At 65.6% G+C, this 14,440-nt stretch carries 16 protein-coding genes; 7 read left to right on the top strand and 9 right to left on the bottom strand.

The window, feature by feature from the left end; all coding sequences use genetic code 11:
* Position 1: 1 nt before the first annotated feature.
* Positions 2-886 carry a 4-hydroxy-tetrahydrodipicolinate synthase gene (gene dapA, locus BFE01S_RS08885; RefSeq protein WP_028225177.1) on the bottom strand — a complete coding sequence of 295 codons (885 nt, stop codon included), beginning with the start codon at positions 884-886 and terminating at the stop codon, positions 2-4.
* Entirely contained in the window at positions 887-1,231 is a 345-nt protein-coding gene (locus BFE01S_RS08880; protein WP_028225176.1) for a hypothetical protein, read from the bottom strand.
* Between the two features lie 217 nt (positions 1,232-1,448).
* Between BFE01S_RS08880 and BFE01S_RS44125 the strand changes: the two genes are divergently transcribed.
* Positions 1,449-1,667, top strand: coding sequence for a hypothetical protein (locus tag BFE01S_RS44125; RefSeq protein WP_156966957.1), 219 nt, complete (start codon positions 1,449-1,451; stop codon positions 1,665-1,667).
* 22 nt (positions 1,668-1,689) lie between these two features.
* Positions 1,690-2,313, top strand: a complete 624-nt coding sequence (locus BFE01S_RS37980) for a GNAT family N-acetyltransferase (protein ID WP_084169663.1) — start codon at positions 1,690-1,692, stop codon at positions 2,311-2,313.
* Between the two features lie 46 nt (positions 2,314-2,359).
* On the opposite strand, the gene BFE01S_RS44120 is transcribed toward BFE01S_RS37980, so the two are convergent.
* On the bottom strand, positions 2,360-2,638 hold the full coding sequence (locus BFE01S_RS44120) for a hypothetical protein (protein WP_156966956.1): 279 nt from the start codon (positions 2,636-2,638) through the stop codon (positions 2,360-2,362).
* A gap of 410 nt (positions 2,639-3,048) precedes the next feature.
* Here BFE01S_RS44120 and BFE01S_RS08860 point away from each other — a divergent pair, with 410 nt between their 5' ends.
* On the top strand, positions 3,049-3,420 hold the full coding sequence (locus tag BFE01S_RS08860; RefSeq protein WP_028225175.1) for a hypothetical protein: 372 nt from the start codon (positions 3,049-3,051) through the stop codon (positions 3,418-3,420).
* On the opposite strand, the gene BFE01S_RS08855 is transcribed toward BFE01S_RS08860, so the two are convergent.
* From BFE01S_RS08855 to BFE01S_RS08835, 5 genes are all read right to left on the bottom strand, one after another.
* Positions 3,417-4,673: an MFS transporter gene (locus BFE01S_RS08855; protein ID WP_028225174.1), complete on the bottom strand. Its 1,257-nt coding sequence runs from the start codon at positions 4,671-4,673 to the stop codon at positions 3,417-3,419. The genes BFE01S_RS08860 and BFE01S_RS08855 overlap by 4 nt on opposite strands.
* Before the next feature lie 128 nt (positions 4,674-4,801).
* Positions 4,802-5,611, bottom strand: a complete 810-nt coding sequence (locus BFE01S_RS08850; protein WP_028225173.1) for a siderophore-interacting protein — start codon at positions 5,609-5,611, stop codon at positions 4,802-4,804.
* A 49-nt stretch (positions 5,612-5,660) separates the two neighbouring features.
* Positions 5,661-6,398 (bottom strand): PadR family transcriptional regulator, encoded by a 738-nt coding sequence (locus BFE01S_RS37970; RefSeq protein ID WP_042337382.1) that lies wholly within the window; start codon positions 6,396-6,398, stop codon positions 5,661-5,663.
* A gap of 374 nt (positions 6,399-6,772) precedes the next feature.
* Positions 6,773-7,687, bottom strand: a complete 915-nt coding sequence (locus tag BFE01S_RS08840) for a glutaminase (RefSeq protein WP_028225172.1) — start codon at positions 7,685-7,687, stop codon at positions 6,773-6,775.
* 165 nt (positions 7,688-7,852) lie between these two features.
* Entirely contained in the window at positions 7,853-9,403 is a 1,551-nt protein-coding gene (locus tag BFE01S_RS08835) for a DHA2 family efflux MFS transporter permease subunit (RefSeq protein ID WP_042337381.1), read from the bottom strand.
* 361 nt (positions 9,404-9,764) lie between these two features.
* Between BFE01S_RS08835 and BFE01S_RS08830 the strand changes: the two genes are divergently transcribed.
* The 3 genes from BFE01S_RS08830 (at position 9,765) to BFE01S_RS08820 (ending at position 12,690) form a co-directional block, all read left to right on the top strand.
* A complete protein-coding gene (locus tag BFE01S_RS08830; RefSeq protein ID WP_028225170.1) occupies positions 9,765-10,412 on the top strand; it encodes an alpha/beta hydrolase in 648 nt (215 codons plus the stop codon).
* Positions 10,413-10,670: 258 nt separating this feature from the next.
* On the top strand, positions 10,671-11,717 hold the full coding sequence (gene mreB / locus BFE01S_RS08825) for a rod shape-determining protein (RefSeq protein WP_028225169.1): 1,047 nt from the start codon (positions 10,671-10,673) through the stop codon (positions 11,715-11,717).
* A gap of 187 nt (positions 11,718-11,904) precedes the next feature.
* Positions 11,905-12,690, top strand: coding sequence for an alpha/beta fold hydrolase (locus tag BFE01S_RS08820; RefSeq protein WP_028225168.1), 786 nt, complete (start codon positions 11,905-11,907; stop codon positions 12,688-12,690).
* Positions 12,691-12,904: 214 nt separating this feature from the next.
* Here the strand turns inward: BFE01S_RS08820 and BFE01S_RS08815 are convergent, their stop codons facing one another.
* The gene (locus BFE01S_RS08815) at positions 12,905-13,306 is read right to left on the bottom strand and encodes a hypothetical protein (protein ID WP_028225167.1); all 402 of its coding nucleotides are present in this window, start codon (positions 13,304-13,306) and stop codon (positions 12,905-12,907) included.
* 363 nt (positions 13,307-13,669) lie between these two features.
* Here BFE01S_RS08815 and BFE01S_RS08810 point away from each other — a divergent pair.
* Positions 13,670-14,440 (top strand): citrate/2-methylcitrate synthase (locus tag BFE01S_RS08810; protein WP_042337380.1); only part of this gene is annotated, 771 nt, incomplete at its 3' end.

The following is a 14,440-nucleotide window of genomic DNA, read 5'->3' as shown; positions in this document are numbered from 1 at the left end:
CTCAGCTTACGGCCATCGGCATGGCCGAACGCAACGCCTCCAGCACTTCGCGCGCCTGCGCCAGCTGATTGCGCAGTTCGCCGCGAATCGGCGTGATCGGCATGCGCGCTTCTTCCGTCATATGGCCGTCAAGCGCGAGCATTGCCTTGATGACAGATGGGTTTGGCGCCGCGAAGAGCAGCTTCAGCACCGGGCGCAGTTCCGCGAAGATGCAGCAGGCGGTGGCGGCCTTGCCCGCCTGCATGAGCGTCTGCACTTCGACCAGCAGATCCGCGCAGACATGCGCGCTTGCCAGAATGCCGCCGTGACCGCCCGCGGCGAGGCAATCGAGAAACGCCTCGTCGGTGCCGCACAGCAGATCGATGGCGATGTTGCCGAGCGCGTCGAAGCGCTGGCTCACGCAGGCCTTGATGGCCACTACGTTATCGAGTTCGGCCAGCCGGCGCACCGTGTCGGTTTCGATCGGCACGCCGGTTCGGTGCGGCACGTCGTAGAGCACGACGGGGCGCCGCGTGGCCCTGGCGATCTGCCTGAAATGCCATTCGACACCTTCCTGGTTCGGGCACAGATACGCCGGCACCGAGACGAGAAAGCCCGCCACATCCCAATGTTCGAGCCGTTGCATCTCGTGCACGAACTCGCGCGTATTCATGCCACCCACGCCGGCGAGCACGGGGAGGCGTCCCGCGACGACATCGGTAATCGCCTGCAGCACGCTCGCGCGTTCGACATCGGAAAGCAGCGCGGCTTCGCCGGTGGTGCCGAGCGCCACGATGCCCGCGATGCCGCTTTCCATATAGTGTTCCGTGAGCGCCTGCAGCGCCGTCACATCGACTTTGCCCGAACGGAACGGCGTGACGATGGGAAGCCAGATGCCTGAAACCATTCAGTGTGCCTCTTCGCATTCGTGAGTATGAACGGCGCCGATGGTGGCTTCGGGCACGATCGAGAGCAGCATGTGCAGCGTGAAGGCGAGGTCTTCGGGGGCAATGTTCAAACGCACATGCACGCTTTCGCGCAAGACTTCGGTATGGACGACATAGACGCCGAGCGGCGAGCGCAGAAGCGTGGCGAGATGGGCGCGGGGGATTTCGGGCGTGAGCCCGGTGAGGGCGATATCGAGGGTGGCGCGGGAGCCGGGGGAGGGGCGTTTCGCAAACGCATCCGCACGCAGCGGACTGCCGGGATCCGGAATAACGTCGCGAAGGGCGACGATTTGTGCTGTGTTCATGCTACGCATTTTTTTTCGAAATGAGTCGAGGTGAGACTAGCGTATTCCGAACGGCGTAAATGCGGTGCAAAAAAACGGCCCGCGGCGATATAGCCTTTCTCATTGCGCGGCCGTTTATGGCTCGCTGCGCGTTCTTTACGAAATTTTTGGACGGCCCCCGATATGATCGATGAACCGTTGGGACGCTGTCGCTCAAACGTCGTATCGAGGTCGTGTCATGTCTACTTTTGCGTGCTTTACCCGTCGATCCGATCTGCGCAAGCCGCATGACATCGGGTCGAAAGTCGATCGCAGGCGCCATCGCATGCTGCGTATGCAGGTACTCGTCGTTGCGGCAACGCTCGTTGCCGGTATTGGAATTGCTTCCGGGTGGGCCGTGGTGGCGCTGGCTGCCTATGTGGCGTCGCTCGCGCCGCTGATTGTTTTGTCGTGGTAAACCGGTTGAATCGGGAGACCCCATGCCCTATGCCCGTGTAGCGACAGAAAGCAATGAATGGATCGTGCGGGAACAGCCGGAGACTGGCCGGCTTGTGATCCGGCCGTTCGACCACGAATGCGACTCCATGGCGCTCGTCACGAAACTGCTGCGGCGGGCGGCCGCTTCGCATGAGACGCAGCGTGAATGTGCGGAGGACCGTGCAGGCAACGCTTACGCGCGGCATCACTATGCGGTGGAGGAGACGTGCTTTGTCGCCGTGTGCGGCGGCCGGCTTGCCGGAACGATTGCCTTGCAGGGACCGGACCCGGCTTCGGCTTGCCCGCACTTCAGGCGCCCGGACGTCGCGACGTTGTGCCGGTATGGCGTGGAACCGTCGCTGCAGCGGCGCGGCATAGGGCGCGCGCTGCTGTCGTTCGGCAATCGCTGGGCCGCGGCGCATGGCTATCTGCAACTGGCGCTCGCAACGCCCGTTACGGAGCGGTCTCTGTTCGACTTCTACCACGCGCAGGGCTTCAGCCTGATCGATACCGTCCGCTGTGCGGGCTGCGATTGCGATAGCGCCGTCTTCAGCCGGCCCACGCTGGCGGGCTGGCCATGTTTTGCCACTTCGCGCGCGACCCACCGTGTGCGTGGAAGACGATAGGAAACCTATGTTTCGCGCTGTTCAAGGCACTCCGCGACGACGGGCGCTAGTCCGCATTGCGCTTTTGCTCGTATTCGTGAACCCGATTTTCACATGCGCCTTTGCCTTTCTCGCCCATCAGAATCACCCGGATGTCGCGCTGGGTATCACGACGTTGTTCAGCTTTGGGTTGTGCGCAGTCCTGAGCGTCTGGGTCCGTTCCGATGCGAAACACGCCTGGCAGGACGCCCGCGAGTGGGGCTTCGTGAGCCCAGGCGCGATTCGCCGTGGTGCGCTGGTGCGCGTGCGTCGCGATTGCCCACGGCGCTGGCTCGTCGTATTGCACGTGGAACTGCAGGGCGGACTCGCCGCACCGGCATAAGGCCAGGCTTTACGACCTTTTTACTTGCTAACGTGCGGCGCCCCAATAGAATATTGGGGTAGCCGAAACTAGCGCTGCCATCATGACCATCCGAAGTCCCCGTCCTCCAAGTCGTTTCGCTGCCTGAGCGGCAGGACGCCTGCGTCTCGCTTCATTCGAGCCACCGTCTTGCCAGCAGGCGGGCGGCGCGCGTCATTCTTCTTCCCGTGCACCCATCACCCTGCAGGGATGCTGCATTGCGCAGCCACCCGGGTAGCGTGTGCGCCCGCGTGCGGTCTGTCCGCATTCTTCCTTCGAATCTCGTGCATTCCCGGATTCGAAATTCAATTGATTAGTCATGCAGACTAAAAATGATCTTCACCCGGAGCAACACCATGTTTGAACTCAACAAGAATTACACCCGCGAATTCATTCACACGGCCTGCGGCGGCAGCAAACAGGCCTTTCTGCCCACGAAGAACGGGAAAGTCGTGGCGGCCTGCCTGAGAGGCGACCTCAATCCTCAGGCGCCGGACATCATCATCTGCGACGGCAGCGCTTCGGCGAGAGCGGCAGGCCGGACGCTTTCAGGGCAGCACGACGCGATCCCGGTTTTCATCAAGATGGAGACCGACGCGTTTCGCTTCGTCGGCCTCTTTACCGTGGAAGAGTCGCTCGTCGCGCCGCTCGCGTGCGCGCCGTATGCGCGCAACAGCGGCTTCACGGCGGCCCAGGTGTCGCGCGTCCTCAGGATGAAGCGCTGCTAGCGGGGCTGGGCGACGGCCGGCGCAGCTGCGGGCCGCGCCGGCGTGTCGTGGCCGGTTCCCTTCACGTGCGCGACCCAGGCCACGGTGACGAGCGTGAAGGCGGCAGCCACCCAGCCGTTATCGCCGTAACCCGTGATCGTGCCGTTGGGGCCGTTCGCGAGCAGCAGGCCGCCGGCCCAGGCGCCTATCCCCATGCCGAGCGCCTGCACCGCGCTATTGGCGCTCAGGAACGCGCCGCGCCGCTCGGGTTCGGGAATCGTGGTGAGGAGCGCCTGCATGGGCACCATGCGTCCGGACATCACGACCATGAAGAACGCGAAGAACGCGACGAGACCCGCGAACGGGAACGCCGGCAGGTGCGTGACGAAGAGCACCGGCACGAGCGAGAGGATGGCGATGACGCGGAACATCTGGCGCTTGCCGTAGCGGTCCGAGAGCCGTCCCACTACGCGCGAAGTCAGGAAGGTGGCGGCGCCGCCTGCCATGTAGAGCCACGAGAGCTGGCGAGGCGCGACGCCGTGATTCGCCACGAGCACGGGCGAGATGAACGGGATCACGAACATGTGCCCCGCCATCATCGTGAACGTGAGCGCGAATGCCTTGAGGTGACGCGGCAGTGTCAGCAGACGCCAGAGCCGCGGCAGGATCTGCGCAAGCGGCGTACGGTCGCCAACATGCTCCGTGAGCGACGGCACGACGCGCGTGCCGGCACACCAGATGGCAGCAGAAAGCGCCACCAGCAGCATGAACGGTGCGCTCCAGCCGAAGTGCGCGCCGAGCAGGACACCCGCCGGCACGCCGGCGATCGCGGCCATCGAGAACGCCGTCATGATGACGCCCGTTGCCGCGCCGCGGCGCGTGACGGGAATCACGTCGCTGACAATCGCCATCACGATCGAGCCGAGCACGCCGCCCGTGAGGCCCGCGAACGCGCGCGCCGCAAGCAGCATATGAAAGTTGCCGGCCAGTGCGCACGCGAGGTTGGACAACGCGAAGAGCGCATACGCGAACTGCAGCAGGCGGCGCCGGTCGAAACGGTCGATATAGGTGGCCGCGAAGAGACCCGAGAGCCCCGAGCACAGCGAATAGGCTGAAACGGCCGTGGCGAACTGCGCGGGCGTGATGCTGAACGCGTGCATGATCTGCGGGCCGAGCGGCATCATCACCATGAAATCCATGATGACGGTGAACTGGGTGAGCGCGAGCAGCCAGAGCAGGGTGCGTTCGCGCAAGGGATTGAGCGTGGTTGTCATTGGAACGGTTTCGCTCCATGAAAGCAGGCGCGGCCTGAAGGCCGCGCGTTGCATGGGTTAAATGCGAATGGATTCATCGTGATGCAATGAGCGGATCAAGCGAGAATCATCCGCGGATCAAGTATGAATCAATCGTCGATCGTTTCGTGGGCGGCCTGCGCGCCGCGCCGCCAGTAGGCGGAGGCGCGAATGCGCTTCTTGTCCACGCCGCGATCGTTCACGAGGTGCGTGCGCACCGCGCGGATCGCGGAGGCTTCGCCGGCGGCCCACACGTAGCCGTTGCCGGGCGGCAGCCAGACCTCGTCCACGGCTTCGAGCAGCGGGTTCTCCGACTGCGCTTCGTCGCGATAGCACCAGATGGCGTAAAGATCGGTTTCGGTTGGCAGTGCGATACGGGCGGCACGATTCGCGACTTCCACGACCACGGCCACGCGCGTACCGGGCGGCAACTCGGTCAGGCGCCGCTGGATGGCCGGCAGCGCGGTTTCGTCGCCGATCAGCAGGTGCCAGTCGAAGCCGGAGGGGATCATCAGCGACCCGCGCGGGCCGCCGATGCCGAGATAATCCCCCGGCTTTGCGTTGGCCGCCCAGGCGGTGGCGGGACCGGCTTCGTGCAGCGCGAACTCGAGATCGAGCTCGCCCGCATCGGTGTCGAAACGGCACGGCGTGTAATCGCGCATCTCGGCGCGCGTCGCGCCTTCCGGCAACACAGGGCCATCGGGGCCGGGCGTGGGCATGACGGGGTGGTCTGCGCCGTCGCGCGGGAAGAACACTTTGATGTGATCGTCGAACGACGCCGAAACGAAATCGCTCAGGTCGCCCGCGAGCGTGATGCGCACGAGCGCGGGCGAAAGCGGGACGACGCGGGCGACGCGCAACAGCCGGAACTTCAGCGGATGGCGCACGCGGACGACTTCGAGGGTTGACGGGTTCTGCATGAATGACTCTCCGATGAAGACGGGCGGGTTGGGCTGGCGGCGCGCCGGATCAGGCGCCGGCCGGCGGGTTGTTGCCGCCCTGTTCGATTTCTTGCGTTGCGCGCACGAGGATGGCGGCGATACGGCGCTGCTCCTCGGGCGAGGCATCCGCGCGGCGAACGAGTGCATGCTTGAGCGCGCGGCGTGCTTCGAGCAGCTCGCGCACCCAGCCGCCTTCGGTCTCGTCGGCGGGTTCCTGGCCTGCAAAGGCGCGGCGCATCACATCCATCTTGCGTCCGAAATGCGTGAGCTTCGCGAGGATGAGATCGGCGCGTTCGCGATTCGCGTCGAGATAGGTGCGGCCTTCTTGCGATAGTTCGTATTGCTTGCGATTTCCTTCGAGCGTGACGTTCACGTAGCCGAGCTCTTCCAGATAGGTCAGGGCCGGATAGACCATGCCGGGGCTCGGGCTGTAGAAGCCGTTCGAGCGCGCGTCGAGCGCCTTGATGAGCTCGTAGCCGTGGCTCGGACGCTCGGCCAGCAGCACGAGCAGCATGAGCTGCAGGTCTTCGGATGTGAACTTGCGGCCGCGGCCGAAACCGTCGCCGTCGCCAAAGCCGCCGAAACCTCCGCCGAAGGGCCCGCCCGCGCGGTCGCCCCAGCCGCCGGGGCCTTCGCCGTGCTGGCGATGGCGGCCCATGGCGCGCCAGAGAGCGTGCAGCGGGGAGACGCGCTGCGGGAAATCGTGGCCGTGGTCGTAGCCATGGCGGCCGCCGGAATGGCGGTGATGATGATGGTGGTGGCGCATTTCGCCTCCTTCTTTAGTGTCATAAAACATGTCGTAAGATATATATCGTAAGAGCGTTTGTCAAAGGGAATTTTTGGGGGCGGAAAGGGGAGTGGGTGCGTTTGCGCGACAGGGGGCCGGAGCCCGCTGCGTTCTGGGGAGGGCTGCGCGGCCGCTTTGAGGGGGCGGCCGCGCGGTTCGGCGGGCTTTGCCGCAAGAAAGGCTGGATATACGCCAGCGGCCGAATCTCATTTCGGCCGGGGCGTCGAGGGACTGCGTGGGAGGAGTGAGGCGCTTTCGAAGTGAGCTTCGAAGTCAGTCTGGGCGGGATCGGTCAGCGGAGTCAGGCAAGCAAAAAAACTCCGCATCGGGCATAGGTACCCGCATCGGCGGCATCAAAAAATCGACCGCTCCGTGCGTGTCGTGAGCCACTCCAGTGCCAGCGTGCCCACCAGCGAGTTGCCGTTCGCATCGAGTCCGGGCGACCACACGCACACCGCGAACTCGCCGGGCAGCACCGCCACGATGCCGCCGCCCACGCCGCTCTTGGCGGGCAGCCCCACGCGATAGACGAAGTCCCCCGCGGCGTCGTAGGTGCCGCAGGTCAGCATGAGCGCCGAAAGGCGCTTGGCCGAGCTCGCGTCGAGCACGTGCTCTCCGGTCGCACCCGAAACGCCTCCATTGGCAAGAAAGAGCGCGGCGCGCGCCAGCTCCACGCAACTCATCGAAATCGCGCACTGGCGGCAATACGCGTCGATGACGACATCGGCGGGCATTTCCAGATTGCCGAAGCTCGCGATGAAATGCGCCATGGCCCGGTTGCGCTCGGCGTGGCCGAGCTCCGATTGCGCCACGCGCAGGTCGTAGTCGATCTCGCGCACGCCCGAGATGCGCCGCAGAAAATCGACGAGCGCCGTTTCCGCGCGCACGAAGCGGCGGCACAGCACGTCGGTGACCACCAGCGCGCCCGCGTTGATGAACGGATTGCGCGGCTTGCCTTCCTCGAACTCCAGTTGCACGAGCGAATTGAACGGGGTGCCGGAGGGTTCGCGGCCCACGCGTTCCCAGAGCGCGTCGCCGAGCAACTGGAACGCGAGCGTGCAGGCGAAGAGCTTGGAGATGCTTTGGATCGAGAAGCGCAGGTCGGCGTCGCCGGTGCGGTACACGCGGCCATCCACCGTGACGATGGCCATGCCGAAGTGGTCGGCGCGGACTTTGGCGAGTTCGGGAATGTAGTCGGCTACGCGGCCCGTGCCGATGTACGGCTTCAGGTCGTGGGCGATGGCGTCGAGAATCGGCGTGTAATCCATGGGCGGGGCAAGGCGAAGAAGCGATGGGCGGCCCGTATGGGCCGCCGGACCCGGCGATTGTAGCGATTCAGGGCCATTCTGTTTGCACTGAAACGGCACCGGTGCCACGGCGCCCCTGCAGTTTTCCTTTAGCTCACCCACCGCTCGCGTTCAGTCACTGCGCCATCAGTGCGCCCCCGCTGCGCCACCGCCGCCCCCGCCCTGGGTCGATTTCGTGATCCAGATGAGCGGAATGATCGCGAGGAAGATGATCGCCGAGATATAGAAGATGTCGTTCAGCCCCATCATGGCGGCCTGGGTGGTGAGCTGGAAATCGAACAGCGCGTGGGCGGACGGCTCGCTCAGGTGCAGGAGCGTCTGCGTGTTCTCGATCGACTGCCGGAACACCGGGTTGTCGACGGAGGCCTGCTCGGTGAGCCGCGCGTGATGCAGGATCGTGCGGTTGTTCCAGGCGTTCGTCGCGATCGAGGTGCCCACCGCGCCGCAGAACACCCGCACGAAGTTCGAGAGGCCCGCCGCCGCCGGTATGCGGGCGGGCGGCTGCCCGGCCAGAATGATGGCCGTGAGCGGCACGAAGAAGAGCGCCATCGGGATGCCCTGCAGCAGCGTCGGCAGCACGAGGTGGAAGGTGTCGATCTCGATCACGTAGCGCGAGCGCATGAAGAAGACACCCGCGAAGAGCACGAACGCAATGGTCGCGATGACGCGCGCGTCCGAGCGCGGCAGGATGCGGCCCACCACGGGCGCGAGGATCACGGCGAACACGCCGAGCGGCGCGGTGACGAGACCCGCATCGACGGAGCGGTAATTCAGGTACTCCTGCATCCACTGCGGCAGCAGCACGAGATTGCCGAAAAACACGCCGTAGGCGACCGAAATGGCCACCGTGCCGCCGAGGAAGTTGCGCTGCGCGAATAGCCGCAGATCGACGATGGGGTGCTCTTCGGTCAGTTCCCAGACGAGGAAGAACGAGAAGCTGACGAGCGCGGTGATGCCGAGCGCGACGATTACGGGCGAATTGAACCAGTCGAGGTCTTTGCCCTTGTCGAGCAGGATCTGCAGCGATGCGACCCACGCGATCAGGAGCCCGAGGCCCACGACGTCGATGGGCGGCTTGCGCGTGGGCGATTCGCGGTTGCGGTAGATCATCCAGGTCACGCTGCCCGCGAAAATACCGACGGGGATGTTGATGTAGAAGATCCACGCCCAGCTGTAGCTGTCGGTGATCCAGCCGCCCAGCGCCGGGCCGGCGATGGGGCCGACCGTCGTCGTCATGGCCCAGAACGCGAGCGCGGTGGCCGATTTGTCTCTCGGCCAGGAGCCGAGCAGGATGGCCTGCGAGAGCGGAATGAGGGGGCCCGCGACTGCGCCTTGCAGCACGCGCGCGGCAAGCAGGAAGGGCAGGTTCGGTGCGATGCCACACAGCCAGGAGGCCAGCACGAACGAGAAAATCGAGGCGACGAAGAGCCGGATCTGGCCGAAGCGCTGCGTGAGCCAGCCAGTGAGCGGGATCGACACGGCATTCGCCGCCGCGAACACGGTGATGACCCAGGTGCCCTGATCGACCGAGGTGCCGAGGTCGCCGGAAATGGTCGGGATCGCCACGTTGGCGATCGAGGTGTCCAACACGTTCATGAAGGTCGCCAGCGCGACGGCGATGGTGGCGAGGATCAACTTTCCGCCTTCGAGCGGGGGCGGTGGGGCGGGCTGGTTCAAGCTGGTTCTCCGCGAGTTCGGGTCGTGCTGCCTGGCTGTTTTCTGGCTGCCGTTTGGCTGCAGCCTGGTTCTTGGCGCGCGGCATAGCCGGGATTGCGGCAAGCATAACCGCAATCTGTCCGGGTCTGCCCGGGGGCGCCCAGCATCCCCGAACGGCGAAGGGATTTGCGCTCCGCACGACCCGCCGAGCCCACGCAGGCAGCAGCCGGAGGTTTTTCGCGCTGCACGAAACCGGCTGGCTCGGCGTATGCTTGCGCTTTCATGGAAGCGGGCCGGCGCGCCCGCGACCGCGGGGCTGGACGGATCGGCGCGTGGAGCTGCAAGCGGGTCCACGAGCGGGACCACACGGGGAGGCAAACGGATGAGCTGGGAATCGTTCGAAGGGGGCTGGCGGCTCGCGCCGGCAAGCGGCGCCGCGCGTGCCGTGGTCGTTCTGCTGCACGGCGTGGGCAGCAACGCGCGCGACTTGCTGCCGCTCGGCGACACGTGGCGCGACGCGTTGCCCGGTGTCGCCTTTGCGTCGCTCGACGGCAGCGAGCCGTTCGACGGCGGATTCGGCGGCCGCCAGTGGTTCAGCTTGCGCGATATCAGCGAGAGCAATCGCGAGGCGCGCGTGGCGCCCGCGGCGGCCGTGCTGCGCCGGCGTCTCGACGCCGAGCTCGCGCACTGGGGTCTCGGTTACGACGCGCTGGCGCTTGTTGGCTTTTCGCAAGGTTCGATCATGTCGCTGTATCACGTCGCGACGCGGCCCGAAGGCGCGGCGGCGGTGGTCGCCTACGCGGGGCGGCTCGTGACCCCCGTGGTCGCGAAGAGCCGCACGGCGCTCACGCTGGTGCATGGCGAGGACGACGAAGTGATTCCGGTGCAGGAACTGGAGCGCGCGGCCATTGCCTTCAGCGATGCGGGCTATGCCGTCGGTGCCTATGTGCTGCCCGGCGTGGGGCACACGATCACGCCGCAAGGCGTGTTGCTGGGCCGCGACGCGCTTGTTCGCGCCCTTTGCCCCTGAACTGCCGATCCATTGCGCCTGCGGGACCCGCGTCCGACTTATTTCTTGAATATGCGGCGTTTAAGCTGCACGGTTATTTTTGGCGCGGCTAAAGTCTGCGGCGGTTTCGGCCGTTAACATGGCTGAAGCAGGGTAGAGGCACGGCCAATGGGCCGAGCCGGCCCGATCCGCCCGGGGTGCGGCTAGCGCGACGCACTGCCGGGTCCTTACGGGGCGCGCCGACGGCAGGGCCGTCCCTTACCGCAGAAAAACACAGACATGGCCCGAGCCAAGCCGCATTCCTCCTTTTTAAAGAGGCTGTCCCGCCACGACGTGGCGGTCGATCTCGGCACTGCCAATACGCTTATTTTCACCGCGGACGAAGGCATCGTCCTGAACCAGCCTTCGGTGGTGTGCTTCGAGCGCAGCACGAAGCCCGGCGAGGCCACGGTGGCCGCGGTCGGCCGCGAGGCCAGGGCACTGCTTGGCCGCACGCCCACGAATCTCGAAACCATCCGACCCTTGAGCCACGGCGTGATCGCCGATTTCCCCGCCGCGGAGCACATGATGCGCCGCTTCGTGGCGATGGCGCGCACGCAGCCTCGCTTCGGCCGGCGCGCGTCGTTCACGGTGTGCGTGCCGGCGCTGGCCAATCACGTCGAGCGCCGCGCGATTCGTGAAACCGCGCTGGCGGCAGGGGCGGCGCGCGTGAGCCTGATCGACGAGTCGTTTGCGTCGGCGGTGGGCGCGGGGCTGCCGGTTTCCTCGGCGACGGGGTCGATGGTGGTCGATATCGGCGGCGGCACGACCGAAGTGGGCGTGATCGCGCTCGGCGGCGTGACGTGCAGCGGCTCCGTGCGCGTGGGCGGCGACGAATTCGACCGCGCCATCGTCAATCATGTGCGCGCGCTCTACGGCGTCGTGCTGGGCGACCAGACCGCCGAGCACGTCAAGAAGACCATCGGCAGCGCCTTGCACGGCGAGCCGGTCGAAATCATGCGCGCGACCGGACGCAGCGTGGAAGACGGTCTGCCGCGCACCATCGAACTGTCGAGCGAGGACATTGCGGACGCGCTGGCCGCGCCGCTGCGCCAGGTGATCGACGTGGTGCGCCACGTGTTCGAAACCGCGCCGCCCGAACTCGTGACCGACATCGCCAACACCGGCATCGTGCTGACGGGCGGCGGCGCGCTACTCGGCCGCCTCGACCAGTGCCTCGCCGCGGAGCTGGGCGTGGCGGTGCGCGTGGCCGACGAGCCGCTCACCTGCGCGGTGCGCGGCGCCGGCGCCGCGGCTGCGTATCGGGACGCGCACGCGTTCGAGTAAGTGCTTTTCGTCCGATTAAAAGAAGCGTTGGGCGCGCTTCGGGCGATCGTGGGACAATGGCGCCTTTTTCCAGCACGTCTTGCGCGCGGCTTTGCCGGCGCGTCGTCGTTTTCATTGTCTTTTCGCCGTGAATCAAGCCGTTTTTCCCGCACCGGGGCCGTTCGTCGAACTGCCCGGCGGTGCGCGCATGCCCTTTGTCGAACGTGGCGAAGGCGATCTGCTGCTGTTCGTGCACGGTTCGCTGTGCGACTACCGCTATTGGCAGCCGCAGATTGCGGGCCTCTCGCCGCACTATCGCTGCGTTTCCGTGAGCCTCACGCATTACTGGCCCGCGCCGGATGCGGCCGCTGCGCATCCCTTTAGCTGGAGCCGCCACGCCGACGAAATCGGCCAGTTCATCGAGGCGTTCGGCGCCGGCCCGGCGCATGTGATCGGGCATTCGCGCGGCGGCAACGTGGCGTTTCATTTTGCGCGGCGCTATCCGCACCTGTTGCAGTCGCTCACGCTGGCGGACCCGGGCGGCCCGGTGCAAATGCCGGGACAGACGCTGGCCCAGTTGCCCGAAACCGTCAACGCGCTGCGCGCCCGCGCGGTGCAGCTGATCGACGCGGGCGAGGTGGATGCGGGGCTGGAGCTGTTCGTCGATTCGGTGAGCCGGCTCGGCTTCTGGGCAAAGAGCACGCATTCGTTCCGCCGCATGGCGACGGACAACGCGCATACGCTGGGGCCGCAGTTTCTCGATCCGCTGGCGGCCTACACGCGCGAAGACGCGCAGGAGGTGAGCTGCCCGGTGCTCTTGATCGATGGGCAGTTGAGTCCGCAGGTGTTCCAGCGCGCCGTGGCGGCGCTCGAGACGTGGATGCCGGACGCACGGCGGGCCACCGTGAACGGCGCCTCGCATGGCATGAACCTCGCGCGGCCGGCTGAATTCAACGGGCTCATCGACCAGTTCGCGAGCGGGCACGGACGCTGACGCCGATGCCCGTTGCGCCCCGCGACGGCTGCCGCAGGCAGCCGTTTTCGTTTGGCCGATAAAACATGGGAGTGCGAAATAAATCGCATGATGCTACACCCATGCGCGCAACGGCTGCGATGGCGATGCTGGCAATGCGGCGGGGGACTCTGGGCCAGGAAGACAGCCCGGCCGGCTGCCTTCCTCGTGCGGTGCGCGTCGGGCGCGCGCCGGCTTAGTCGCGCTCGTGCGCGTGGGCGTCCAGCTTGTGCTCGGCGGCTTCGCCCACGAGACCGGCGTAGTAGAGGTGCACGCCGATGGCGAGCGAGTCGTTGCGGATCTCGTGGAAAGCCTTCCATGCCTTCACGGGGTCCTTGAAGACCAGATAGTGGGCTTCCTGCGAAACGAGGCGCGCGACCTGGTGCAGGCCATGGCCGTGCAGCTTGTCGACCAGATGGTCGAGGCTGCGGTGCGTGCGGGCGTCGGTGCGCGGGTAGAGCATGTGCAGCACGGCAACGCGTTCGCTGGCGAGGGCCGCGGACAGCGCGACCACGATGTCCTGATGGTTCAGCGCCGTAACGACGGCGCCTTCGGCAAGTTCTTCTTCCGCGAACAGGGTGTCGATCGAGATATTCATCCGCTTTTCCTTACATTTTGCTTCGAGCGCGTGTGGCTAGAAAAACGGGCCCGCCTATGGGTGGCGGCCCGGCAGAGCGACATGCAACCAGAACGTCAGGGGAAGTCGCTGCATGCGACGCAGTATCGCAGAACTGGGGGCGATATGTTGCGCTGCAAGAGCAAAATATTGTTGCATCAAGCACATGGAAGGTGGCTGAAAGCGATGAGTGTTGCGTAACCGAAGAGGCATTGTTGCTATTCAGGACGTCAATCATTGCTGCAGTGCGCCGTAGAATGCGGCACGTGGTCGCGGCGCTGCCGCCCGCTGTTCGAGGGCCCCACGCTGTGGCATGTGCGATGTGACAGCCATTAAGGACAAGACATGATTGATTCGAAGACACACGCTACGCTCACGATCCCCGGCCGTGCCGAGGGTGTCGAGTTGCCGGTCTACCAGGGCACGCAAGGCCCGGACGTGATCGACATCCGCAAGCTGTACGGCCAGACCGGCATGTTCACCTACGACCCCGGCTTCATGTCGACGGCCGCGTGCAACTCGGCGATCACGTATATCGACGGGGACAAGGGCGAACTGCTCTACCGCGGCTACCCGATCGACAACCTCGCGCAAAACGCCGACTTCCTCGAAGCCTGCTACCTGCTGCTCAAGGGCGAGTTGCCCACCCAGGCGCAGAAGGACGAATTCGTTGCGACCGTCACGAATCACACGATGGTCCACGAGCAGATGCACTTCTTTTTCCGGGGGTTCCGACGTGACGCACATCCGATGGCGATTCTGGTGGCGGCGGTCGGCGCGCTGTCCGCGTTCTATCACGATTCGCTCGACATCAACGAGCCGACTCATCGCGAGGTGTCGGCGATCCGCATGATCGCCAAGCTGCCGACGCTCGTGGCGATGGCGTACAAGTACTCGGTCGGCCAGCCGTTCGTGTATCCGCGCAACGACCTCTCGTACAGCGCGAATTTCATGCAGATGATGTTCTCCACGCCCGCCGAAGAGTACAAGGTCAACGATGTACTGGTGCGCGCGCTCGACCGCATTCTCATCCTGCACGCGGACCACGAGCAGAACGCATCGACCTCCACGGTGCGTCTCGCAGGTTCGTCGGGTGCGAACCCGTTTGCATGTATC

This window comes from Paraburkholderia ferrariae NBRC 106233 (assembly GCF_000685035.1).
GTDB lineage: Bacteria > Pseudomonadota > Gammaproteobacteria > Burkholderiales > Burkholderiaceae > Paraburkholderia > Paraburkholderia ferrariae.
This window is presented reverse-complemented; position numbering and strand designations above follow the sequence as displayed.